The sequence below is a fragment of the Bifidobacterium kimbladii genome, from assembly GCF_032193675.1.
Classification (GTDB): domain Bacteria; phylum Actinomycetota; class Actinomycetes; order Actinomycetales; family Bifidobacteriaceae; genus Bombiscardovia; species Bombiscardovia kimbladii.
In genome coordinates, this window is the sequence record NZ_JASTZZ010000001.1 from 693,121 (window position 1) to 716,327 (window position 23,207).

General features: G+C 58.0%; 20 protein-coding genes. 8 read left to right on the forward strand and 12 right to left on the reverse strand.

Features of this window, described 5'->3' with window-relative positions; genetic code table 11:
• Window positions 1-77: 77 nt before the first annotated feature.
• The 9 genes from QRX41_RS02910 to QRX41_RS02950 all read right to left on the reverse strand — a co-directional run bounded on the left by QRX41_RS02910 (window position 78) and on the right by QRX41_RS02950 (window position 9,200).
• On the reverse strand, window positions 78-1,610 hold the full coding sequence (locus tag QRX41_RS02910) for an ATP-binding protein (RefSeq protein WP_110413568.1): 1,533 nt from the start codon (window positions 1,608-1,610) through the stop codon (window positions 78-80).
• Between the two features lie 213 nt (window positions 1,611-1,823).
• A complete protein-coding gene (locus tag QRX41_RS02915; protein WP_110413569.1) occupies window positions 1,824-3,332 on the reverse strand; it encodes a sensor histidine kinase in 1,509 nt (502 codons plus the stop codon).
• Window positions 3,320-4,051, reverse strand: coding sequence for a response regulator transcription factor (locus tag QRX41_RS02920; RefSeq protein ID WP_110413570.1), 732 nt, complete (start codon window positions 4,049-4,051; stop codon window positions 3,320-3,322). Before QRX41_RS02920 ends, QRX41_RS02915 begins: the two co-directional genes overlap by 13 nt.
• Before the next feature lie 150 nt (window positions 4,052-4,201).
• Complete coding sequence (locus QRX41_RS02925; protein ID WP_313838567.1) at window positions 4,202-5,026, reverse strand: ABC transporter permease; 825 nt, start codon at window positions 5,024-5,026, stop codon at window positions 4,202-4,204.
• 1 nt (window position 5,027) lies between these two features.
• The gene (locus QRX41_RS02930) at window positions 5,028-5,885 is read right to left on the reverse strand and encodes an ABC-2 family transporter permease (RefSeq protein WP_313838568.1); all 858 of its coding nucleotides are present in this window, start codon (window positions 5,883-5,885) and stop codon (window positions 5,028-5,030) included.
• Complete coding sequence (locus tag QRX41_RS02935) at window positions 5,882-6,577, reverse strand: lantibiotic protection ABC transporter ATP-binding protein (RefSeq protein WP_313838570.1); 696 nt, start codon at window positions 6,575-6,577, stop codon at window positions 5,882-5,884. Before QRX41_RS02935 ends, QRX41_RS02930 begins: the two co-directional genes overlap by 4 nt.
• A 177-nt stretch (window positions 6,578-6,754) precedes the next feature.
• Window positions 6,755-7,519, reverse strand: a complete 765-nt coding sequence (locus tag QRX41_RS02940; RefSeq protein ID WP_156147978.1) for a hypothetical protein — start codon at window positions 7,517-7,519, stop codon at window positions 6,755-6,757.
• A gap of 2 nt (window positions 7,520-7,521) precedes the next feature.
• Entirely contained in the window at window positions 7,522-8,298 is a 777-nt protein-coding gene (locus QRX41_RS02945; protein ID WP_156147979.1) for a multidrug ABC transporter permease, read from the reverse strand.
• The gene (locus QRX41_RS02950) at window positions 8,298-9,200 is read right to left on the reverse strand and encodes an ABC transporter ATP-binding protein (protein WP_231575807.1); all 903 of its coding nucleotides are present in this window, start codon (window positions 9,198-9,200) and stop codon (window positions 8,298-8,300) included. Before QRX41_RS02950 ends, QRX41_RS02945 begins: the two co-directional genes overlap by 1 nt.
• An 890-nt stretch (window positions 9,201-10,090) precedes the next feature.
• On the opposite strand from QRX41_RS02950, the gene QRX41_RS02955 reads away from it, so the two are divergent.
• The 5 genes from QRX41_RS02955 (at window position 10,091) to QRX41_RS02975 (ending at window position 15,343) form a co-directional block, all read left to right on the forward strand.
• Window positions 10,091-11,161 carry an iron-siderophore ABC transporter substrate-binding protein gene (locus tag QRX41_RS02955; RefSeq protein WP_313838573.1) on the forward strand — a complete coding sequence of 357 codons (1,071 nt, stop codon included), beginning with the start codon at window positions 10,091-10,093 and terminating at the stop codon, window positions 11,159-11,161.
• Between the two features lie 88 nt (window positions 11,162-11,249).
• Window positions 11,250-12,230 carry a FecCD family ABC transporter permease gene (locus QRX41_RS02960; RefSeq protein WP_313838575.1) on the forward strand — a complete coding sequence of 327 codons (981 nt, stop codon included), beginning with the start codon at window positions 11,250-11,252 and terminating at the stop codon, window positions 12,228-12,230.
• 44 nt (window positions 12,231-12,274) lie between these two features.
• On the forward strand, window positions 12,275-13,291 hold the full coding sequence (locus QRX41_RS02965) for a FecCD family ABC transporter permease (protein ID WP_219997291.1): 1,017 nt from the start codon (window positions 12,275-12,277) through the stop codon (window positions 13,289-13,291).
• Between the two features lie 5 nt (window positions 13,292-13,296).
• A complete protein-coding gene (locus QRX41_RS02970) occupies window positions 13,297-14,196 on the forward strand; it encodes an ABC transporter ATP-binding protein (RefSeq protein ID WP_313838576.1) in 900 nt (299 codons plus the stop codon).
• 178 nt (window positions 14,197-14,374) lie between these two features.
• On the forward strand, window positions 14,375-15,343 hold the full coding sequence (locus tag QRX41_RS02975; RefSeq protein WP_313838577.1) for a siderophore-interacting protein: 969 nt from the start codon (window positions 14,375-14,377) through the stop codon (window positions 15,341-15,343).
• Between the two features lie 237 nt (window positions 15,344-15,580).
• On the opposite strand, the gene QRX41_RS02980 is transcribed toward QRX41_RS02975, so the two are convergent.
• The 3 genes from QRX41_RS02980 to QRX41_RS02990 form a co-directional block, all read right to left on the reverse strand.
• Window positions 15,581-16,156: an anthranilate synthase component II gene (locus QRX41_RS02980; protein WP_313838579.1), complete on the reverse strand. Its 576-nt coding sequence runs from the start codon at window positions 16,154-16,156 to the stop codon at window positions 15,581-15,583.
• The gene (locus tag QRX41_RS02985; protein WP_313838581.1) at window positions 16,137-17,774 is read right to left on the reverse strand and encodes an anthranilate synthase component I family protein; all 1,638 of its coding nucleotides are present in this window, start codon (window positions 17,772-17,774) and stop codon (window positions 16,137-16,139) included. The genes QRX41_RS02980 and QRX41_RS02985 overlap by 20 nt, the downstream gene beginning before the upstream one ends.
• 871 nt (window positions 17,775-18,645) lie before the next feature.
• Entirely contained in the window at window positions 18,646-19,665 is a 1,020-nt protein-coding gene (locus QRX41_RS02990) for a LacI family DNA-binding transcriptional regulator (RefSeq protein WP_313838582.1), read from the reverse strand.
• Between the two features lie 245 nt (window positions 19,666-19,910).
• On the opposite strand from QRX41_RS02990, the gene QRX41_RS02995 reads away from it, so the two are divergent.
• The 3 genes from QRX41_RS02995 to QRX41_RS03005 all read left to right on the forward strand — a co-directional run bounded on the left by QRX41_RS02995 (window position 19,911) and on the right by QRX41_RS03005 (window position 23,187).
• On the forward strand, window positions 19,911-21,236 hold the full coding sequence (locus QRX41_RS02995) for an ABC transporter substrate-binding protein (RefSeq protein WP_313838583.1): 1,326 nt from the start codon (window positions 19,911-19,913) through the stop codon (window positions 21,234-21,236).
• Window positions 21,237-21,414: 178 nt separating this feature from the next.
• Entirely contained in the window at window positions 21,415-22,356 is a 942-nt protein-coding gene (locus QRX41_RS03000; RefSeq protein ID WP_313838584.1) for a carbohydrate ABC transporter permease, read from the forward strand.
• A 12-nt stretch (window positions 22,357-22,368) separates the two neighbouring features.
• Window positions 22,369-23,187 (forward strand): carbohydrate ABC transporter permease, encoded by an 819-nt coding sequence (locus QRX41_RS03005; protein WP_313838585.1) that lies wholly within the window; start codon window positions 22,369-22,371, stop codon window positions 23,185-23,187.
• Window positions 23,188-23,207: the final 20 nt, after the last annotated feature.

A 23,207-nucleotide genomic window follows, 5' to 3' on the forward strand; every position in this document is an offset into this window, starting at 1 on the left:
GAGAAAAAGACATTCACCATGTTATGACCCTGCTTCATCATGGCCGCCCGGCAATGCCTGCCCTTACGGTATGCCATTCACGGCTGCTTCCCCGAAGACACTTCAGAGAAGGAATCATTGGCCACATATCGTTGGTACTTGCTCCGGGGTCTATCGGGAAGCGTCATGGAGAGTGCATTTTCTACGAGCAGCGGCTCGATGTACCGCCTGCGGACATAGTACTTGCCTAATCCCAGCGCATGCGCAACACTCTCGAGCGATTGGGGCTCCTTGCAGAAATCGAGAATCCTGTCTCGTATTCCAATGCTCTTCTTCGCAGGATCTGATACTGCGGTTCCGGACCAAGGAACGGTTGCTTCCGCCGCACCAGCACGCTCCGGCACAGAGTAGAAGCGCACAGTGAAGGAAGCCTGCCGATCCTGAAACTCTACAGGCTTATATCCACACTGTTTGGCCTCCTCGCGGATAGCCGGAATCCCTGAGTGCCGATTCTCGGCAATACCCTCAATCTCCAGCAGACTGACCAGGGTAGGGTTCCTGGTCTGACTGTTGGCAAAGCCCAAGTCGTTGATGCTCTGACCGCCATATACACCACCAGGATTCCAGCATTCAAGACGATCGGCAAAGAGCGTCAATCTGACCGGCGTTCCGTTGCAGTATGGGCCATAGTCACGATGCATCAATGCGTTGGTCAGGATTTCCCTGACTGCGGTTTCGGGATACTCAGGAATATCAGTGCGCACCCCATCCCTGATCACCGTCCTGGTTCTGCTGTTGCGCCGCACAAAGGCCATGGCATCCTCAAGCATGCGGTCAATGGTCCCTTCAAAGCGCTGATTGTCAAGGAACCGCTCTCCCCCAAGACCAGTTCCGGCCTTGGTTCCCGGCACAACCACGGCGGTAATGCAGAGGTTCGGATACACCTGCTGCGGGTATTCGCCAAGGGTCATCAGACCTGCAAGAGTGGGAGATCCACGACGGCAGACACCTGATAGCTCCAGGATCTCGTCCTCATTCCTTCTGGCCAGGAGCGGGCGTTCCCGCTGTGCGCGACTAATGAAATCATGACGTTTTCCTGGGTTCAACATATCGGAATCGGCCTGAGGGTCTACCGATACATCGTCGCGCCGACCGTCCTTGAAAGTCTCGATCTCATACAGCTGCGTAGGCGTCATGCGGGCATCGGCATCCCCGATCCGGGTGTAGCTGCCTGCGCTGATGCCTGCTGTCTTACGGTAGACAGGCCTCTCGCCCATGGGTTTGCCGTTGATGTAAGCCGACACCACGGTCTTGCCGTCAATCAGGCTTTCGCTATAGACCGGTCTGACCTCGGGATACATCTCTTTGCCCTGTGCCGTTACCGCCTTTTCCAGCTCCTGCGCGTCATGGACGCCGACAACCTCAAATCCAAGACTTTCATCCAGCCCGAATACGATGATGCCGCCCTCGTTTTGGTTGGAAAACGACGACAGCGAGTCATACACCTTCGGAGTCCCCTGGCTGGCGGCTTTGACTTCTATCGATTGGCCTTCGCAACCCTTGCGCTGAATCGAACGCACAACCTCCTCCAGCGACAGATCGTTTTGTTCAGCGTCATCTGATTGTTGCATACAGGCCCCTACAAATTGATAATCTCTGTTATCTTTATCATACAGATTTACTAAAGAATGGCAAACTTTAGTAATTGATTACTAAAATAATCGCTAAAAATTGATGTTTTTATAATTATCAATCCATGATTAACACTATTTCCAGATCTTTATCACTGTGCAATTTTTAGTCGGACACCGAGTTGGCCGTGGCCGATATTCACCCCGCCTCATTCACTGCACCGGCAAAGATACCGTGACTACTGCGCCATTGCCATCGGTTGCATTCCCCAGGGTCAGGCGGCCTCCTGCACTCTCGACAGTTGACCGGGCGGCAGCCAGGCCGATGCCATGGTGGCCGCCGGAGCCGTGCCGACTGCTGTCAGCCTGATAGAGCCATTCCGTGGCGTGGGCCAGAGCCCGGCTGCTAAATCCTGGACCCTGGTCATGCACGGTCACGACCAAGGCTCGCCCGCCCTCCTGGCCATACTCCAGCTTCCATGTCAGCGTCACCAGACCATGGTCCGGCGAGTAGTCAGCCGCGTTGGCCACGATGTTCATGATCGCCCGGGCAAGGTCAACAGCATTACCGGAAACCTGGCCAGTCTCTGAACCCAGGCGGTCATCCCTCTCGAGTCGCAGACCCCGAGCATTGAGGTACCCCTGGGCCTGGTTGTCGACCATATCCCTCAAGGCAACTGTCGTGACCCCGGATCGCTCTGAAGCGGTGCCCATGGAACCCTGGCTGATGGCCTGGGCATAGTCGGCCATCTCACGGATGGCATCCTCAATGGAGTCCAGGTAGGACTGCTGCTCCTGGCTGAGCCCGGTCTCCCCCAGCAGGTCGGCGTTGCCTCGCATGATGGTCAGCGGCGTCTTCAAGTCGTGAGCCAGAGCCGCCACCTGCCGACGCTGGGACTCCTGGGCCGTCCAGGTCTTCTCCAGCGATTCCCTCAACGTGACGCGCATCCTGTCGAAGGACCCCAGCACCCGGTTGATCTCCAGCACGTTGCTGCAGGGCAGTGAGGCGTCCAGGTCCTGCCGCCCTATGTCGTCAGCCACCTGGTTGAAGACCTTGAGCTTGGACGATATGACATGGGCCGCCCGCAGCCCGACCAACAGGAGGGTGAGCAGCAAAGCGATCCCGTAAGACGCGAGCAGCAGGTTCTGGGGATTGGGATAGCGGTCCCGGGTCTGCCTTGACGCCCACTGCGGCTGAATCCGATAGGCCAGAACGCATGGCCGCCCATCGGCTGTGGCATAGACGACATAGGTCGCATCCGGCTTTGCGCGAGTGGCAAGGGGCCGTCCCGTCTTCTCTCTCCGCTCTTCCGATGGCTTAGATACGCTATGCGCCCGATGGTCGGCGGCCAGCTGATCGGCCTCGCTGGCCATGCCGCCCTTCATATCGCCCCCCACGGGATGCCCTTGACTGTCATAGGTTCGGTACCAGTAGGCGGCGGGAATCAGGGATTCGACAACAGTGGTCGTACGGCCAATGGAGCGCCCCACCTTCTCCAGATGCTGCTCGCCATAGTTGGCCCAGAAGAAGTCGCCCCTGGCCCCCAGGTTTATCCAGACCATATATATGCCGGCGAACAGCAGAGCCAGAATCAGCAGCACGTAGAGAAAGTATCTGATGATCAGCAGAACGATGGGCATTCCCCTGCGGCTTGGCCGGCCCCTGCCGTCGAGGCTCTGCTCCATCGGCGACTCGGGCGCGCCGTCAGTCAGGCCACCCATTGGTACCCCACTGACCAGATGGTCCTGATGGGGTCCACCCCCAGGGCTTTGAGCTTGCGCCGGGCATTGCTCAGATGCACTCTTACCGAAGCCGTGGCATCGCTGTCCGCATCGTCGGCGGCCGGATCATCCTCTGCGGCCAGGCAGGCCTCCCATATCTGCATGGGCGCGTAGGCCCGACCGGGATGTTCTGCCAGCAGGGCGCATATGCGGTATTCCGCATCCGTCAGATTGGCGTTGTGCCCGTCCACCCTGATCTGCCGCGCCTGAAGGTCCATGTCCAAGGATCCGAAATGCAAGAGCGGGCGCCCGCGCCGACTGCCCTGGGAAAGCCTCGCCCTGACCTTGGCTCGGAGCTCGGCAATGCCGAAGGGCTTGCGTATATAGTCGTCGGCACCCAGACCATAGGCCAGGACCGCACTGTCCTCATCGGTCTTGGCCGTCAGAAAGATGATCGGGCAGGACACCCGTTCCCTGATGGCAGCCAGGAGGGCAAAGCCGTCCATGTGAGGCATCATGACATCGCAGAGAATCAGGTCGACCGAGGACAGGTCCATGCTTACAACTTTCCGCGACTCGTTGACCACGGTCACGGCATAGCCGTCCTTGGACAGGGCCGCCATCAGCAGGGTGGTGATCCTTGGATCGTCATCCACCACCAGGATGGAGGCCCGATACCGATCGTCCCCGGGGGAACCTCCGGCGTGCACGTCAGCCACGATTGGCTCCTTTTCTGCGCTTAGCGACCCGGCCCAGCAACGTTTGAGAATGGACCTTTTGCAGGCCAGGATTCTTGTAAGCCTGATTTCTTGCAGGACGATTTTCTTGCAGGACAGATTCCTTACGGACCGGATGCCCTGCAATCCAGTCTAATCGCTGGCCTTTCGCCGATCCTCGAACCTGCCGATCCAGAGCAAGAGGGCCAGGCCCAAGGTCAGGGTGAGGACCAGACAGGGAACCAGATTATCCACAGCCGTCACGCCGATTGAGGCACGCAGGCCCTCCCCTCCCGGCATGGTCAAGGCCAGGGCCTGCTCGATCCCCAGGGAGCCGAACCTGGTAGGCCAGGTAAAGGGTATCCACCGGCTGATCCCGGGCGTGCTCGCGACACCGGATAAAGTACGGCTGTACAGGCCGTTGAAGAGGCCACCAAGGGAACTGATGGATACCCCGGTGCCAAGGACACCAATGGCGATGGTCGCATTCCGGCCGAAGCTCAGGGCCTGGGCGATGGAGAAAAGGTAGAGGCAGAGGGAACCGCCTGCCATGCCCAGGGTGGCGAGCGCGATGGCCGAGATTGGTGCGCCCAGTCCGCCAGCCAGAGCCATGGGCAGGCAGAATGCCAGAGCCGCCAAGGCCAGGGCCAGCAGACCCAGAAGCCAGAGCACCAGGACCTTGGCTGCCAGACCCAGACGGCGGCTGGGAATCCCCAGAAGGTTGGCCATGTCGCCGGCCTCACGCTCAGTCTCGATGTTTATGGCAACTACGATGGCAGCCATTAGGGGCATGAAAGCGCCTAGGACCTGAAAGAAGGCATCGGTCTCCAACCCGGGATCATAGGGGGCTGCGGCGAAGTAGGCACCGCAGACGAGTCCGGCCGCCAACCCGCAGACGACATGGATGGCGATAAGCACAGATCCGTGCAATCTCACGACTTCCGAGGCCACGACCCGGCCGACTGTCATCCCAGCCATGTCAGTTGGTCTCCTTCCGCGAGAACCAGATGCCCGTCAGGACGGACAGAAGCAGGAACCAGACCAGACCGGCCACCAAGGCCGTCAGGCTTTGCCCGCCGAAGACAGACAGCGCAGCCTTGATGGGACTGTTGTCTTCAGTCTCCAGGGGCACACCATCAGGCATGACCTTCATGAAGGGCACCGGCAGGTTGATCATGGCGGCGGGCGGCAGGAAGGGCCATAGCCGTTGGCTTCCCCAGAAGATGATTGAGACCAGCAGGTCCACCATGTAAGGCAGGCCGAACCCGATCAGAACGCCGAATCGGGCGGTCAGTGCCAGTCCAGTCGGTATCATCCAGGAGCAGGCCAGGACCAGCATCAGGGCGCTGACTACAAAATCGACCAGGGAGGGGCCCTGAACCCCGGAAACGGCGACTATGAGTGCCGAAAGGCCCAGAGCCAGCAGGGTGGCGAGGCCAACCAGAAGCAGACAGTAGACGATCTTGGCCCACCAGACCATAACGGGCGCGGCGGGCAGGGACAGGGTTGTTCTCCAACGCTGCTTTCCTTCGATGTTGGCCACGGCGACGCTTATCAGAGCAGTCATGGCTGGGAGGAGCAGAACATACCAGTAGTTGATCCAGGAGGGCATCCAGACATGCAAACCGAATGCGAAGCAAGCCACGATGACAATGAGCACCAGGGGGAAGGCCAAGGCCATCCTCCTGGGTGCGGCCGACCGGCCCTTCATGATCTCCGCTGCCAGGATTCTGCCGAAGGGGATGCCGTTGCCCCTAGTCCCGAGCCTTGCCTCGGCCCGGTTGTCTGAAGCAGTCGTATTCTGCTGGATGAGTTCGCTGGCATTCCTCTCGTTCATCGTGACCTCCTGAGCACGTCCATGAACAGCCCCTCCAGGTCCTCCCCGGCGTGCAGTTCATTCTCATAAGCCAGGCGACCGTCAGCGATGATGCCGATGTGATCCGCCAGGATAGACACCTCGGAGAGGATATGGCTGGAGACGATCACGCTCATCCCCTGCTGCGGGAAGCTGCGTATCATCCCCCTCAGCTCCTCGATGCCCAACGGATCCAGCCCGTTGGTGGGCTCGTCCAGAATCAGCAGACGGGGTTTGGTCAGAATGGCGTTGGCTATCCCCAGGCGCTGCTTCATACCCAGGGAGAACTGCCCAGCCTTCTTGGAGCCCGTATCGCTCAGCCCGGCAATGGAGAGCGCCTGGTCGATCCGCTCATCAGGCAGGCCAAACAGGGTTGTGCGCACCTTGAGGTTCTGACGGGCCGTCAAGTTGGGATAGACGGGCGGCTGCTCGATCAGGGCGCCGATGTCATAGAGGTCCCGGCGCGACCAGGGGTGCCCATCCAGAATCATGGATCCGCCAGTGGGGTGCAACATGCCTGTGACCATCTTCAAAGTAGTGGACTTGCCGGCCCCGTTTGGGCCCAGGAGCCCGTAGACTCCGCCCTCAGGAACATGCAGGGACACCTGGTCGACGGCCCGCTGTCTGTGGCCGAAGACCTTGGTCAGCCCCTCGGTCCTCAATATGTAACGCATGGTCAGCTCCTATTCGTTTCCTTGTGGCAGGAGCCAGACTAAAGACCGAAAATAAAGAAAGATAAAGGAGTCGAAACGGATTCTCACGCCGACATAATGTCTTGCTAGACGAACACCTGAGACAGGAGGAGGGGTGCATGCACGCGCGCAGCCCCTCCTGTCTTCCGCATCCTTGAATCACAACCTCAGGTAGGCCCCTGACCGTATTCTGCGCAGGGCCGCTACAGAGGCCGCTAGACCGATGGCTATCTCCACCAGCCCCCTGATGACCTCGGCAAGAAGGACCGCCGTCCAGGATAGGCCATAATCTTCCACGGCCTGGATCGTGACCCCCAAGGGGAGGTTGGTTGCGAACCAACGAAGCGGGACCGGATAGGCTTCAGCGGGCACGACCACACCCACAGCCACCGGGAGTAAGACAGTAACCGCATTCAGCGGGGCGAAGGAATCCGCAGTCAACAGGCCAAGGCCACCCACAAGGAGTCCCAAGGCCAAACCTGCAAATAGGGCGGTGGGCAGGAGGCTCAGGGCCCGGAGAAAATCAGACGGGCCGTGTCCGACATTCAGTACCAGGGTTCCGGCCAGGGCGACCAGCCCTGTGACTGAGGCAGCCACCACACCTGGAAGACCCAGACCAATCCAGTAGGCCAGGTCCATCGGACGGCGTATCAGGACCTGTGGGATGATTCCCTCCTCCCTGTCCATGGTCATGCCGCTGGCCATGACGGTCGCCACCTGGCAGGCCGCAGTCACCAGACCACCGGCGTATCCGATGCGAGCCAGGGCGGGGGAGTTCAGGCTTCCTCCGAGCATGAGCTGGCAGGCCACGTCCAGAATGGGGACAACGACCAGGGATACCAGGAGGGCCAGGGGCCGGCCAGCAGGCATGGAAGAGCGCCAGCTGACATTGGCAACGGTGAGCATCCTATGAACCCAACTCACAGTCAGATCACCTCGATTGTGCCGTCACGCCTGGCTCTAGCCTCGGAAATGTCGGCAAGGCGAGCGGCCAGGCTGATCCACAGGAGGAGCGCCACCAGCCAGCAAGCCAGGTCCCACCAAAGGATGGGAGCCTCCGGACCGAAGGCAATGCCACCTGCCTTCATAATGGACAGGGCAGGCCGGGTGGGGATCAGATTCTTCAACCCCTCCCCCAGGTCAATCGCTCCTGCCTGACCCTCGAAAACCCCTGACAGGGCCATACAGGGGACAAGGACCAGGCCTTCATAGGCCGTGGCATAGGGGGTCATCACGAAGAGACAGGCCACCACCAGAGCCATGACCAGGGCCCCTAGCCAAATCAGGGGCACTCCCAGGACCAGGACCGGCCAATGCTCCCCCAGCTCGGTGGGTAGGAGGGCACCCGGTCCTGGAATCAGCCAGGCCACACCGGCTAGGGGAAAAGCCAGCAGGCCAAAGGTGGCAGTTGAAGAGATCAGGGCCAGGATGGCAGGCCGGGGGCCGGACCCGCTGACCATGAGATGAGCCAGGGTCCCCTTGCGCCGTTCGAAACCGATCAGACCTGCGGCGGAGGTGCAGGAGGTCCACAGGCCTATGACGGCTGAACGGAGAAACCCCTGATAGGGGTCGGATCCCCAGGCCCTGACTCCCAACCGTTGGACCAGACAGGTTGAGAGGGTGGCTACCAGGAGGATCTCAATAAAGTAGGTGGTTCTGGTGTATTCGCACAGTTGGAAGGCGGCCTCTCTGAGCATCCTCATCATAGATTCGCCTCCGCGCCTGGACGGGCGGCCAGGGCCAGGAAAGCGTCCTCCAGACCTGCAGGCCTGACTAGGAGATCTGCCGGACAGTCGAGTGATCGGTCCGCGAAGAACCGGGCCATTCCTCGTCTCAGACGGATCGGCTCTGCACCCGCAGGCCCTAGCTCTTTCTCCGAGGCTCGCTTCCAGAGGATGGAGATCATCCAGTCGGGACCTGATGGCCGTGTGAGAACCACACCGCGCCGACCAACCCAGTCAATCAGAATACCCGGGTCGGCCAATTGGTCCGGCCTCAGGGTGAAGGAAGCCACCCAACCCACGTCGGCGAACCGCCGGACGACCTCCAGGGACCCATCGACCAGGATCCTGCCCGAATCGATGACGGCTATACGGTCGGCCAGTTCCTCCACCTCCTCCATGCCATGGCTGGTCAGGAGGATGCCCACCCCCGAATCCGCCACTGAACGGATCAGGCTGCGGATGCGCAGGGCTGCGCTCGGGTCCAGGCCATCAGTTGGTTCGTCCAAAAGGAGGAGGCTGGGGGAACCCAAGAGCCCCCTTGCTATGTGGAGACGCTGGGTCTGGCCTCGCGAGAGCTCATATACTGCATGACGCTCCTTACCGTTCAGACCCACCGCCTCCAGGACACGGCCGATTTCTCTGTCCCTCTGCCGGTAAGGCACATCGGCCAAGTCGGCGAAGAAACGCATATTGGCCATCACCGTGGCCCTGGGGTAGAAACCCCTGTCCCCACCGAGCACCAGCCCCAATCTCTTCCGGGCCTGGCTCGGATCGGCAAGGGCATCCACTCCGTCCACGCTCACCTCGCCACGGGTTGGGGTTAGAAGTGTGGAAGCGATTTTGACCAGGGTGGTCTTGCCGGCCCCATTCAGACCGACCAAGGCCTGTATCTTTCTCCGATCCACCTTCAGACTGATGTCCGATAGGACTGTTTGGGATCCCTCCTTCCTCCCACCTCGCTTTCCGGCGAAGGACCGCCAGACGTGGGAGAGGGCCAGGGCCGGACTCTCATCACCTCCGGCCTGCGGAGACCTGCAACCTTCACGTATACCTATGTTGGAATGCTTGATGAAATCAATCAAAATAAATGCCATTTCCGTGCTCAGTGCTTGCAAATTCATGTGCACCCAGACCGGGACCGAAATCGGAATCGAACCAATGCGGTCCGGAGTACCACGAGAGACGCCTCACAGGGACGCCAGACCGGGCATAACGGAGTCGCCGCCCCTATGGGCGGGTTGAACCAGCGGGCCTACAGAGCCTAAAGGGCTTCAGAGGGCCCTGCCCGGGATCAGCTTCTCGCAAAGGAAGCCGGCAGTCATATGACTTCACCATCCACTGATAATAAAAGGACACAAGAGGTCGGGCGCAAGGGCCCATCCCCATGCATGTATCCGGGCCCCCGCAGGAACCCGCTTGCCACTATACACCGGGCCGGGGTACCCATTCCCCAGGCCGATGATGGCGATCGCAGAGGACCGCCTTCATGCATCACGCCCAGTCTGAACCCATCTGAAAAACCTTGATATATGCCGCACCGAAGTGGTTGGAGATCATTTACGAAGCAGCAAGGAACACTGAATTCATTAGATTACCCATGCCCTTGATCACAAAGACGCTGAGGTCGGCATTTGCCTACCGCCTTTGCAGATGCTCCGTTAACACACGCAACCAAGGAAATCAACTCTTTTCTTCCCGCCGGGCCGATGCTACATCTGGTACCTGGCTCTGGTGCACCATGCCAATTCGACAGCACGATCAAAGGAACCACATGCACATTCGACCATTCCTTTCCCTCACTCGATTCAAGCGCACTATCGCAATCATCCTGATACTGGCAAGCGCCCTATTCTTCCTCGGCGCCTGCGGATCTGGCTCGCAGGCAGGCCAGTCCAGCCAGTCAAAGGCCTCGGAAGGGCAAGGCTCCTTCCCCGTCAAGATCGATCATGTTTACGGCACCACCTCGATCCCTTCCAAGCCCAAGCGCATCGCCACCGTCGGATGGGCCACTCCCGACAACCTCATCGCCTTGGGGGTCGTGCCGGTCAGCATCCAGAAGAACTCCTTCGGCAAGACCGTGGATGGAGGGTATCTGCCCTGGACCAAGGATGCCCTGGATGAGATGCATGTGGCCAAGGCGGATATGCCCAAGCTGCATGACGAATCGGACGGCATCGATGTCGAGGCCATCGCCGCGTCCAAGCCCGATCTAATCATCGGCCTGCTCTCCGGCATGACCAAGAAGCAGTATGACACCTTGAGCAAGATTGCGCCGACAATCGCCTATCAAGAGGTTGCCTGGGGCGACCCCTGGCGCAAGGTCATCACGTCCACAGCCAAAGCCATCGGAGAACCCGAAAAGGGCAAGCAGCTGATATCCGACCTGGAGGAGCGCATCTCAAAGGCCGGAGAGACCCAACCGGCCATCAAGGGCAAGACCGCGGCAGTTATGTATTTCGATGCTTCCAAGCTCTCTAAGTTCAGCGTCTACACCACCTCCGACGCCCGGCCTCAGTTCCTGAACGACCTCGGTATGGAGACTCCGGAGTCCATCAAGGAGGACTCCAAGAGCACCAAGAACTTCTACAAGGAGATCTCCTCCGAGCATGCCGACAGGTACAAGGATGTCGACATCATCGTTACCTACGGCACCCCGGACCTGCTTGAAGCGATGCGCAAGGACCCCCTCCTCTCCAAGATTCCCGCAGTTGAGCGCGGATCCGTCGTGGTCATCGACAATGACAGCGAGATGGCCAATGCCCTTGACCCCTCGGCCCTGTCCATCCAGAAGACGACCGACGCATACGCAGGGCTTCTGGGCGAGGCTGCCGCCAAGGTCTGATCAGGCCGCAGGTGAGGGGATGAAAGAGGGAGAGGTGGCGCATATATGCGGTCGGCGGGCAGCCATGCATCGCAATGGAAACGGACCCATGGTCTTGTCCGGGCTGATTCTGGCGGTCTGCCTGGTCATGGTCTGCGCCCTGTCCCTGGTTTTCGGATCCCGTTCCGTCAGCCCTTCCGACATCCTCCACGCCCTGTCCGCCTCCCCGGATGACATCGCGGTCTCGGCCATTCGCCTGAGAATCCCCCGCACCGTCCTCGGCCTCCTGGTCGGTGCCGGGCTCGGGGTGGCCGGAACCCTGATGCAGGGCATATCACGCAATCCACTGGCGGACCCGTCGATTCTGGGTTTCAATACGGGGGCGGCCCTGGCGATCGTCTGCTCCATAGCCTTCTTCTCCCTATCGACCCCGGCCCAGTATGTCTGGGTGGGACTGCTGGGCAGTGCGACGACCGCACTGGTCGTCTGGGCCATAGGCTCCCTGAGGCCATCCGGTCCCTCTCCACTGCGGCTGACCCTGGCCGGCGTCGTAATCAGCTCGGTACTGGGGTCCCTTACCTCCGCCATCCTTCTGCCGCGCATCAATGTCATCAGCTCTTATCGTTTCTGGCAGGTGGGCGGAATCTCGGGCGCCCGGTTCGACCTCATGATGCCGGTCCTGCCTCTTCTCGCTCTTGGACTGATACTCGCCTTCTGCCTGACGCCCGGAATCAACGCCTTGACCCTGGGTGATCAGATGGCCGAAGGACTGGGTATGCACGTCGGACGTGTCCGCAGCCTGGCCTGGCTTGCGGCGATACTCCTCTGCGCCTCCTGTACGGCACTGGCGGGTCCGATTGGCTTCGTCGGATTGGTGGTCCCCCATGTGGCACGACTGCTTATAGGACCCGACTACAGACGAATCATGGCTCTGAGCATCCTCATCGGCCCCCTTCTGGTGGTTGGCGCCGACGTGGTGGGCAGGATAATCACCCGTCCATCCGATGTAGAGGTCGGCATCGTCACGGCACTGATTGGGGCTCCCGTATTCGTGATTCTGGCCGGGCGCAGAAGAACCGCGGAGGTATAGGCATGGATGCTTGCCTCCTTCATGATGCGCATAGACCCGATGCGATGACCGACCTGCAACGGATACGACGGACCCATACCGTTCGTTCACTGGCAGTCACCATCCTGCTTGTGGTACTCCTGGTTGCTCTCGCGCTGTCCGACCTGGTTCTGGGACACCGCACATACTCCATGAGCGACCTGATTGGAGCGCTTCTGGGGCAGGGAGACGAAGGGACCAGATTCGTGATTCTCCAACTCCGCATGCCCAGGGCACTGATCGGCTGCGCCGCCGGCATCGCATTCGGCATGGCCGGAATTGGCTTCCAACACCTCCTGCGCAACATGATGGCCAGCCCGGATATCATCGGCATCACGGCAGGAGCCAACACGGCCGCCATCTTCGGCATTGTCGTATTGGGTCTGTCGGGCATGCCCTTGGCCTGCCTGGCGGTCATGGGCGGTCTCCTGACAGCCCTCCTGGTCATGGCCCTGGCCTGGCGCGGTTCGTTCGACCCGACCCGGCTGATACTGATCGGAATCGGAGTGGCCGCAGGGTTCAATGCTCTGGGTTCCTGGCTCATGGTTCGCAGCAACCAATGGGACATCCAGGCAGCAACCCGGTGGCTGACGGGCAGCCTGGCCGATGCCCAGTGGTCCGATCTACCCATACTGGCAACAACAACCCTCGTCGGCGCCATGCTCCTGCTGGCACTCGACAGGAATGTCAGCACACTGCAGCTGGGACCGGAGATGGCCGCCGGACTGGGAGTCAGAGTAAGCCGTGTCCAGTTCGAGGTGATCATCGTGGGTGTGCTACTCCTGGCTGTCGCAACGGCGACCACCGGTCCCATCTCCTTTGTTTCGTTCCTCTCCGGCCCCATCGCTGCAGTCCTGGTTGGTCGGGGAACATCGGCCCTTATCCAGTCGGGCCTGGTGGGAGGTTGCCTGGTTCTTGGGTCGGACATCGTCGCTCAACATCTGCCCACAACCCAGGTGCCGGTCGGCATCATCACCAGCATTGTGGGCGGCCCCGTCCTCATCCTGATCATGGTCCTCATGACCCGCAGACAGGAGCTCTGAACATCATGACGTCACCCCTGGCACACGACTCCTGGAGCAGCGCGCATAAGCTGACCGCCTCGCACCTTCGCCTCACCTATGGCGGGCGTACGGTCATCGAGGACCTGAGTCTGGATATACCCCCACACACGATGGGGTCCATCATCGGACCCAACGGGTGCGGAAAATCAACCTTCCTCAAGGCCATGGCCAGGATACTGAAACCGGCCTCGGGGGCCGTCATGCTGGATGGAGAGCCCATCACCAGCATCCCCACCCGCAAGGTTGCAACGATTCTGGGGCTGCTGCCACAGAACCCGTCAGCCCCCGCCGGCATCACCATCGCCGACCTGGTCGCTCGCGGCCGATACCCCCACCACCACTTCGTCGAGCGGTGGACGGACAAGGACGAAAAGGCGGTGGAACGGGCCCTTGCCCTGACCGGACTGACCGATATGGCGGGGTGCCCAATCGACCGCCTGTCCGGAGGCCAGCGCCAGCGCGCCTGGATTGCCCTGACCCTCGCCCAGCAGACCGACATACTCCTTCTTGACGAGCCGACCACTTACCTCGACATCGCCTACCAGCTTGAGGTGCTTGACCTGCTGAGCACCCTGAACAGGCAGGAGGGCGTCACGGTGGTCATGGTTCTCCACGACCTGAACATGGCCGCCAGATACTCGGATTGGATCCTGGCCATCAAGGATGGCAGGAGGGTCGCCCTGGGCGCTCCCGACGAGGTCATGACCGAGAACCTGGTCACGGAGGTGTTCGACATCGCGTCCACCGTGGTGAAGGATGGGCCCACCGGCACCCCGCTGATGACACCAGCGCCCCTCCATAGTCTTGCAGCTCACTCTGGCGCGGCTTGTAATGTACACGTACACTGGAATGACTCGACAGGACGACACCAGATGGTCCAATGAAGCAAAGCCCCTGAAGTAAACCCCTCGTCCTGTTCTCCGCACCGCTACCACCAATGTCCCAAACCACAAAGCCTTAAAACCACCGATCCACGAACCGTGACAACCTGAGCGGAGCCCCATCCTCAGGCAACTTGACCTCCGGATCAATCCATAAGCCCCAACCGAAAGAGAGCCAGCCATGGAACACCAAGCCAGTCGTCCTGTACCATTGATCCCTTTCCGTGTCTGCGTAGCCAAAGCGGAAACGCTCTCGCCCCACTTCAAGCGAATCGTCTTCCAGGGACCGGATCTGAAGATTTTTGCAGACGCTGGCTACGATGAGCGAATCAAAATCCTCCTGCCCCTCCCCGACGGATCCGTGCCGCCCTCTTCCTTCTTCGAGGCGACCCCTGAAGATCCACTTGCTTGGTACCGAAAGTGGAGGACCCTGCCCGCAGAGCGCCGCAATCCCCTGCGCACCTATACGGTTCGCAAGGTCAGACCCGAGAGCGAGCAAATCGATGTGGACTTCGTCATCCACGATCATGCCGGACCGGCTGGAGCCTTCGCGGAGGCTGCAAGGCCTGGCGACCAGGCCATCATCATCGGCCCGAATGCACAGGCCGGAGGACCGGTCGCAGGTATGGACTTTCATCCAGGGCAATCCAGACATCTCCTCCTAGTGGGCGACGAGACGGCGGTACCAGCCATCGCCGCCATAATGGACAGTCTGATCCGCGACCACTGGCAGGGCGACGGGGTGGCAGTGATCGAAGTCCCGACCGAAGAGGATCGTCTTCCGCTGCCCGAGCATGAAGGAATCCGCATAATTTGGACGACCTGCGACGAATCCGGGCATGGGCACGCCCTGACTGAAGCCATGCGCAGCCTGCTGGAGGACCTGCCGATCCATTCGCCTACGGCCGCAGCCGCTGAATCCTCCCAGGAATTCACAGAGGTCGATATCGACAAAGAGCTGCTCTGGGAGACTGCCGATGCCACCCAAGCCGATGCCTCTATTCATGCCGACGACCTGTATGCCTGGATCGCCGGAGAGGCAGCCACCGTTCGCGAGCTGAGACGCATGCTGGTCAGAGACCGGGGAATGGACCGTCGCAACGTATCTTTCATGGGTTATTGGCGCCAGGGCCGCAGCGAGATGTCCTGACCGGCCGAACCTTACACTCGGGTGGCTACCCACCTTTGTCCTCCCTGACCTGTGAGTTTAGAGAGCGGTCGCACAAGTTCCCCTGATCGTATGAGCGTCAGGTCATGAGCTGCCAAATCGAATCCGCCGCAGCATCTTGATGGACTTACGCAGAGAGATCACTGGCCTTGCTTGCTGAATAGCGGATTGCGGGAGAAAACAACCCGATCCGGTCCTGATGAGACAGTCCCCATCAAATCAGCCGGAGTACTCTTTGAAGAAATTGCCAATAACCTGGTGACCATACTGGCTGCCGATGCTCTCGGGATGGAACTGGACGCCCTCCATGAGCGACTGGTTCCGCCTCAAACCCATCACATAGCCATCCAGAAGCGAGCGCGCGCTGATCTCCAGGTCGGCGACCTGACTGACCGAGGCCTCGTCGGCAACCAGGGAATGGTATCTGGTCACATCGAAGGTATCGGGCAGGCCCTTGAAGCAGCCCTTCCCGTCGTTTCTTATCCCGCTCACCTTGCCATGCTGACGACTGGAGGCTCTGACCACCCGAGCTCCGGCATGTACCGCGATGGCCTGCATGCCCAAACAGATGCCGAAGACCGGCTTCCGTCCTGCCACCTGGTCCAAGAGCTCCAGGTAGCCGCAGTCTTCCGGGCGACCCGGTCCGGGACCCAGAATGACCGCGTCAAAGGTGAGCGGGTCCACCTCGGCAAGGTGGTTCACCCGGACAATGGTCGTATCGGCGCCCAGCAGGTCCACGTAGTTCTTGACCACGTAGACGAAACTGTCGAAGGCATCAACCAGCAAGACTCTCATGGGCCAGCTCCTTTCCGGTGATGGCCAAGTAGGCCGAACTCATCTTCTTCATGGTTTCCTGCCATTCGCTTTCCGGCTGAGAATCCTCGACGATTCCGGCCGAGGCGCGCAGGTGGTACCTGCCCGAATAGTAGGAGGCCGTCCTTATGCACAGCGCCGTCAGGACCTGGCCGTCAAATCCGAGGAAGCCCACCGCCCCGGCATATACCCCGCGCGAACTGACCTCGGTCTCCTCGATGATCTCCACGGCGCGCACCTTGGGGGTTCCTGTCATGGTGCCGGCGGGGAAGGCGGCCGAGAAGACGTCGTACTTGTCCAGGCCAGGCCGGATTCGACCGACCACATCCGAGACCATATGAATGACGTGGGAGTAAACCTCGGTGGTCATCAGCCGGTCCACCTCCAAGGATTCAGGAGTGCAGCACCTGGCTACGTCGTTGCGGCCCAGGTCCACCAGCATCAGGTGCTCGGCCCGCTCCTTGGGGTCGCCGATCAGTTGCCTGATGGCCGCCTGGCGGGCCTCTCCATCTCCGGGATTGCCGACCGTTCCGGCGATGGGCCGCAGGGTTATGTCACCATCAGGAGTCAGCCCGATAAAGAGCTCGGGGCTGGCTCCGATGACATGCACCCCCTGGGGAGTCACGAAGTAGTACATATAGGGGGACGGATCCTGCAGACGCAGCCGCTGGTAGACCTGGAAGGGCGGGATACGAGAATCCACTTGGATCTCATGCCCGAGCTGGAGCTGATAGACATCGCCCTGGGCTATGTGCTCCTTGCCCTTGGCAAACCACTGATAGAAACGGCCCCGGTCGATCGTGTCGCGGGCCTCATATGGATAGTCCGGCCCTATGCCATCCTGTATGCCAGTATGGGCAACATCTGATTCAGGAGATTGCCCCGGCGATGCGTCGGATTGGAGCAGCCCTAGCACATCTTCCAAGGACACGGATCCATGCCTGGTCTTGCCGCTCTTGATTGCCGCAGTCTGGATCTGTGGACCAGACTGTGCAGAAGATCCGCGCTCTTGCAGATTTTCCTTGCCCTCGCGGCTGTCACATCCAGCAGGATCCTTATCGACATGGATCAGGGTGGCGCTGCAACCTCCGGTTTTCAGATCCAGGGTGATGATTCCCCGATAAAGCGTCAGCGAGATGACAGGCAAGGCAGTATCCCTCGGTATGTGCTCCTCCAAATCCTCGATCATGAAGATGGTGTCATACCCGAAGTAGCCGAACCAGCCCATCCCAAAAGGACCTTCGTGGTCGCCGCTGATGGCGAAGGAGGATTCTAGCTGCCTCAGCACTGCAAAGACCTCGTGGATGTCGGGGACCGGATGATGAACCACCCCCTGCTCAATCCGTCCGAAAGCCTCCAGCAGGCCCGTCAGCTGAGCATCGCCTAAAGGATCGATGGTCATGACGTGGTCCGTCACGCTCACGACCAACATCGGTTCGAATCCGATAACTGAGCGATTCCGGTCCTTATCGGGGCCACTCAGAGACTCTAGGAGGAAGAGCTGATCCTCCCGATATCTGGTGCACAGCCGCCTGTAGATAGCCAGGGCATCGAGGCCGCTGGAGAACCGGCAGGATTCTATAGTTACGTTGATAGTCATTAGGGCACTTCCTAGGTCAAATACTGCGGATTGAAAACGGCAATGAAACCCCGCCCGATGCCGATTCTGTACGCCATAGATACGAATTCCCTATGGCAGCATGTCCGCAGATAATAAAAGAGCAACCTCAACCACCGAGGTAGATATAGGAATCAGAAGAAGAACCGGCTAAAACATCAACGCCATCGGGCATCGACATAGAAGAAGGCACCCTTGGGCAACCAAGGCTTCAGTGATGTCGTTTTCTCCATGGCCACGATGCTAGAGCACCAGGATGCGAACGCCCAACCGATATCCATCATTCGGACGCAATCTGTTCATTTCAATAGATGCCGATGTCAGCGACGAAATCAGCCGTCTTTGACGATGCCATGGACGGTGGCATGCGTGACGCTTACCGCAAACTCAACAATTAAGCCTGCTTATCCGGTAATGGCATGAGCCTTCCTGATCGCTGATGCCCTATGCTCAACATGGCGAATGAAGACAGATGAACTTCGTTGGCGTAAGAAGAGTGGCTCGGATTCCGATATGGCGTTGAAAGGACTTTCATAATATGGCTCATTCGCAGTGCCTACCTACTGGATTCGGCTAGAACATCCAACAATCCACCCTCTTATGCCTTATAAAATTTGATCCCTAAACCCATAATTCGACTATCCACAAGATTTTCAGACATTACACAGAACGATTGCAACAGCCTTGTGCATCACAATGTCGGAAAAAAGGCTAGATTGACACTTGCCAAACAAGGTTGCCGGAGTAACACCTGAAAAGCAAGAAAGTGTATTGCACTATCTATGTGCCTTACTCCGCCGCCATTGAAGACGCCTGACGCAGGTATCCCCACCGGTATTGCTGACCATAAATGCTAATCAAGCAGCACCGTCGATCCCCGCTGTATAAGACGACAAGGCAGATAGCGGATGCCATGGTGGGGCTTACCCCCTACGGCATCCAGAAGCATCTGTGCAGCCTGACTGCCGATTTCAATGGCGTTATTGTCAATGCTGGTAAGTTCTGGACGGGAAATGTCAACCAGCTCGCTCCAATTGTCATGTCCGATAACCGCGACATCTTCGGGAACCCGAATCCCGCGCTCCTTCAACACGTCAATGCAACCCCGCGCTATCTGGTCATTCTGACACACAACCGCATCAAAATCGACATCCTGATCGAGCAACAACCGAGTGGCCCCCCTTCCCCAAGAGCCGTCCCACTGACCGAATCGAACAGGACCCGCTGGCCTCAGGCCAGCTTCTTTGAGTGCAGTCATGGAGCCCTTGGTCCGGTCCTGTGATGCTGCGAAGGTTCCATCCCCACCAATTATGGCAATTTTGTGACGACCGCAGGAAATGAGATGGTTGACGGCCATTTTCCCGGCATCAACGTTATCGCACGTGATTGAAGCATCGCTCGGATCTGTAGAGGGAGCATAAGCGTACACTAAGGGTACATTCAAATCAGAACCCCATGATGCACGGGGGTCAGTCTCCCTTCCCATCAGAATGAAACCGTCGACTTTCAAGGAAAGCAATTTCCTGACATGCAAAGCCTCCAAGGACGGATCGCCCCGAGCATTGGTCAGGAGAACCGAGAAGGACTCGGCCTCAAGTGTATTCTCGGCACCGATCAGAATCTGAGTCGAGAACCGGCCTTGCATATCCGAGGTAACCAGTCCGACAGTTCCCGTAAGCCCGCTGACCAGCGACTGGGCAAGTTTATTAGGGGTATAGGCCAACTCACTGGCGATCCTCTGGACATGATTCCTGGTTCGTGCACTCACACGTGGATTATCATGAAGGGCTTTTGAAGCGGTGGCCACAGAAACCCCAGCCCGCTCCGCTACATCCACTAGTCTTGCAGATTTTTTTCTTGAGCCCTTTTCCATATTGCCCCCTGGATACATGCCGAAACCGCTAATCTCAAACAAGTTTACTACTAGTGAAAATAGTGAGTTCATTTATTTCACAACGAGAAATAGAAACTCCAAATTGACATGTTTTTACTGATGTTATATATTGTGAAAAGGTTTGAACAGATTGAGCTTTTAGTCTACTAAAAAATCGTCTATTCAAACCGGAATGTACATACAGGAAACCGCTCGAAGAAGAGTTCCGGGCATTGGAGGCCAATATGGTAAATCCTCGTACACCAATATCAATTACAAAGCGCTTATGTCTTGGCCTGATGGCTTCTGTGCTCTGCATCGGCCAACTCGCCGCCTGCGGCAGCAGCAGCGAAGCCAACACAAAAAACATCACGGCTGACGGAACCGACGATGGAACCGAACTGGTCCTTTGGGTTCGCTCTGATAAGGAATCACAGGCTAAGAACGTGGTCAACCTGTACAACAAGTCCCATAAGAACTCCGTCAAACTCAAGCTTGTGCCCAGTGAAGATATGGAGGGAAAAGTAGGTAGCTCTTCCCAGACGGATTCTCTGCCAGATCTTCTGTCAGGAGACGTGGTGAGGATACCATACTGGGCTTCTGAGGGGATTTTCTCTGACATAACCAAGCAGATCAAGGGCCTAAGCAATCTTAAAGACCTGCAACAGGGGCATATCGACGCAGGTACGGTGGAAAACCGAAACTATACATTGCCTTTCTTCACCGATGTTTCAGTCATGGTTTGGAACAAAGATCTCTATAAACAGGCAGGCTTGGATCCCGAGAAGGGACCTGCAACAATTCAGGAATTCCAGCAACAAGCCAAAGCGGTTGCCGCGCTTGACCATGAGGGGGTTGCCGGAACCTATGTCGGCGGCCAATGCGGAGGGGCCGATATCTTTATGCTCTTCCCCATGGTTTGGGCCAGCGGAGACCAAGTCATGAATAAGGAAGGTACCAAATCCTTGCTAGATGGCCCCTCCGCTAAGAAGGTGTATGAAGCATACAGAGACCTGGCAGAGACTAAAAATGGAATCGGCGCAGGCTCCAAGGAAGAGAACTGTTCAACGTGGACGACCCCCTTCCTCAACGGCAAGATTGGCGTCATGCCATACTCCGGTACTGCCATTGCTTCCCTGATAAAGAACGAGCAGAATGGCGGATTCCACTTTGGCGTCGCTCCTATCCCAGGCACCAAGGAAGGCAAAGGATCGACTTTCTTAGGCGGAGATGCCATAGGCATCAGCAAGGATTCAAAGAAGACCGACCAGGCATGGAACTTCCTCAAGTGGCTGACAGGAGAAAAGGCGCAGCAAGGTGCCTTCGCTGACAAAGGTGACACGGCCGCAAATCTGAAAGTGCTCAAAAATGGGTACAGCCAATCAGATCCGCGGATACAGATCGAGAACAGCACTCTAGCAAATGGCCGCACACCAGTCTCTCCACATTTCAATGAAGCATTCAACGCTTCCGGATCACCATGGCAGATTCTCCTGCAGAATCAAATATGGGGAGATGCCTCAAAGCTCGAAGCCGACAATAAGGCGATAACGGCTGTCCTCAGTCAGTGATTGGCATACTCATCCGTCGACTCTTTGGTAAGGTGCCCTGCGAAGTTGAAAACAGTAGGGTACCTTGCCATTGCTCATACCTTGAAGCTCATTGAAATCGCTTAATCCACAGCTAAAAGCGTCTGCAATACCCCACTCGTATATGCGCATTCTATCTCCATCCATGAAAGGAAACACAATGGCCGGTCAAAATACGCGGAATCCGGCACGCGGCAAAAGATCCAAAAATCATGGCTTGACTGATGTCGAAAAGGCCGAGACTAGACGAGGATGGCTCTACGCACTCCCTGATTGGGTGTTCATAGTCACCCTGCTCTTTATCCCATGCCTTCTCCTGGTCGTCATGGCATGTTCACGCTGGGGCCTAATGAGCGGAAGCCGGGGATTCAACTTCCCTGACAACTTCATAAAGGTATTCCAGCACCCATTACTCGGCCAATCCATTGTTTTCACTCTCGAGTACACGGTCATCGTGACTGTGATCCTCCTGGCCTTGGGATTGGGATTGGCTTTGATCGTGCAGGAATCAAGCCGGTGGAACAGCATCCTCCGAACCTGCTTCCTTTTGCCTAGCGCCACAGGTCTGGCCTCCGCGTCACTTCTTTTCTACGCAATGTACTCTCCACAGGTCGGCCCAGTAAGCGGCATCCTCAGTTTCCTGGGACTCATGAATCCGGGCGACTCGGTCCTTGCCACAGGGCGCAGCGCAATGTGGGCGACAATTGTCGTAATCGTGTGGCGTTTCTCCGGATACTACATGCTCCTCATGATGATCGGCCTACAGGCGATACCCGGTGACTTGTATGAAGCGGCCAGGATGGATGGGGCAAGCCCTCTGCGTATCTTCACGTCGATAACCCTGCCTTTGATGCGACCGACCATCATCATGTGTTTGGTCTACTGCGTAACAGGATCGATCCTTGCATTCGACCAATTTTTCATCATCACACGCGGAGGACCCAACAACTCCACCTTGACCGTTGTACAGCTCATTTACAGCTTCGCCTTTGAATCTAAGAAGGACCTAGGCATGGCCGCTGCCCTGTCGCTATGTGTGTTGATGGCCCTGATTGTATTGAATTCCATTCAGTTGCGCGGCATGCGCGATGATAACGACTGAAAGAAGCAGGTTATGTCTACACCTCGTTGGAAAACATACACGGCACGGATGCTTCAGGCCGTACTCGCTCTGATCTTCTTAGCGCCTCTTGTATGGGTGGTGGTCTGTTCCGTGTCTCCACAACCCGGATCATCGCAATCCTCAGGATGGGGATTCGCCAACTACCTTAAACTGGCCCATTACCAGGAAGGTCTACTGCACTATGTTTTAAATTCGGTGATCGTTACTGTCATTGCCGTAGTTTTCTCCGTTGTCGTCTGTACCTTGGCTGGGTATTCGTTCAGCCGTTTCCGTTATCCTGGAAGAAATCTGGGGTTCATGGTGACACTCAGCATACTGATGGTGCCTTATGCTTCCTTGCTGATTCCCATGATGGTTTGGTTCAAGAACATCGGCCTGAATGACTCCCTGGTCGGAGTAGGGCTTGTTCTGACGCTTTTCCAATTGCCCATGGGTACATTCATCATGCGCATCGCCTTCAATACGGTTCCGAAATCTCTGGAGGAAGCGGCCCTATGCGATGGTTGCAATTCTTTCACGGCCCTGGTTCGCATACTTGTCCCGTCCGTCCTCCCGTCCATGATCACAGTTGGGCTCCTAGCCTTCCTCGAAGCTTGGAACAACTTCATGATTCCCCTCTACCTGGTCGGTTCAGAGAACGCACCGTTGCCTCTTGCCATGGTCAACATGCGTTCCCAAGCCTTGGGCGCCATAGACTATGGCATAACCGAGGCAGGTGTTGTAGTCCTGATGATTCCTTGCGCATTTCTCTTCCTCGCCCTTCAGAAATACTATGTGCGAGGTTTCATGTCCGGTGCTGTCAAGGGATAAAAGTCCTCAGGAAGCAAAGC

Coding starts and splice junctions, on each gene's coding strand:
- QRX41_RS02925 (WP_313838567.1), bottom strand. CDS start 5,026: ATGGCTGGGATGACAGTCGGCCGGGTCGTGGCCTCGGAAGTCGTGAGA.
- QRX41_RS02960 (WP_313838575.1), top strand. CDS start 11,250: ATGGTCTTGTCCGGGCTGATTCTGGCGGTCTGCCTGGTCATGGTCTGC.
- QRX41_RS02970 (WP_313838576.1), top strand. CDS start 13,297: ATGACGTCACCCCTGGCACACGACTCCTGGAGCAGCGCGCATAAGCTG.
- QRX41_RS02945 (WP_156147979.1), bottom strand. CDS start 8,298: ATGAGGATGCTCAGAGAGGCCGCCTTCCAACTGTGCGAATACACCAGA.
- QRX41_RS02990 (WP_313838582.1), bottom strand. CDS start 19,665: ATGGAAAAGGGCTCAAGAAAAAAATCTGCAAGACTAGTGGATGTAGCG.
- QRX41_RS02980 (WP_313838579.1), bottom strand. CDS start 16,156: ATGAGAGTCTTGCTGGTTGATGCCTTCGACAGTTTCGTCTACGTGGTC.
- QRX41_RS02995 (WP_313838583.1), top strand. CDS start 19,911: ATGGTAAATCCTCGTACACCAATATCAATTACAAAGCGCTTATGTCTT.
- QRX41_RS03005 (WP_313838585.1), top strand. CDS start 22,369: ATGTCTACACCTCGTTGGAAAACATACACGGCACGGATGCTTCAGGCC.
- QRX41_RS02975 (WP_313838577.1), top strand. CDS start 14,375: ATGGAACACCAAGCCAGTCGTCCTGTACCATTGATCCCTTTCCGTGTC.
- QRX41_RS02930 (WP_313838568.1), bottom strand. CDS start 5,885: ATGAACGAGAGGAATGCCAGCGAACTCATCCAGCAGAATACGACTGCT.
- QRX41_RS02965 (WP_219997291.1), top strand. CDS start 12,275: ATGACCGACCTGCAACGGATACGACGGACCCATACCGTTCGTTCACTG.
- QRX41_RS02985 (WP_313838581.1), bottom strand. CDS start 17,774: ATGACTATCAACGTAACTATAGAATCCTGCCGGTTCTCCAGCGGCCTC.
- QRX41_RS02935 (WP_313838570.1), bottom strand. CDS start 6,577: ATGCGTTACATATTGAGGACCGAGGGGCTGACCAAGGTCTTCGGCCAC.
- QRX41_RS02955 (WP_313838573.1), top strand. CDS start 10,091: ATGCACATTCGACCATTCCTTTCCCTCACTCGATTCAAGCGCACTATC.
- QRX41_RS03000 (WP_313838584.1), top strand. CDS start 21,415: ATGGCCGGTCAAAATACGCGGAATCCGGCACGCGGCAAAAGATCCAAA.
- QRX41_RS02910 (WP_110413568.1), bottom strand. CDS start 1,610: ATGCAACAATCAGATGACGCTGAACAAAACGATCTGTCGCTGGAGGAG.
- QRX41_RS02915 (WP_110413569.1), bottom strand. CDS start 3,332: ATGGGTGGCCTGACTGACGGCGCGCCCGAGTCGCCGATGGAGCAGAGC.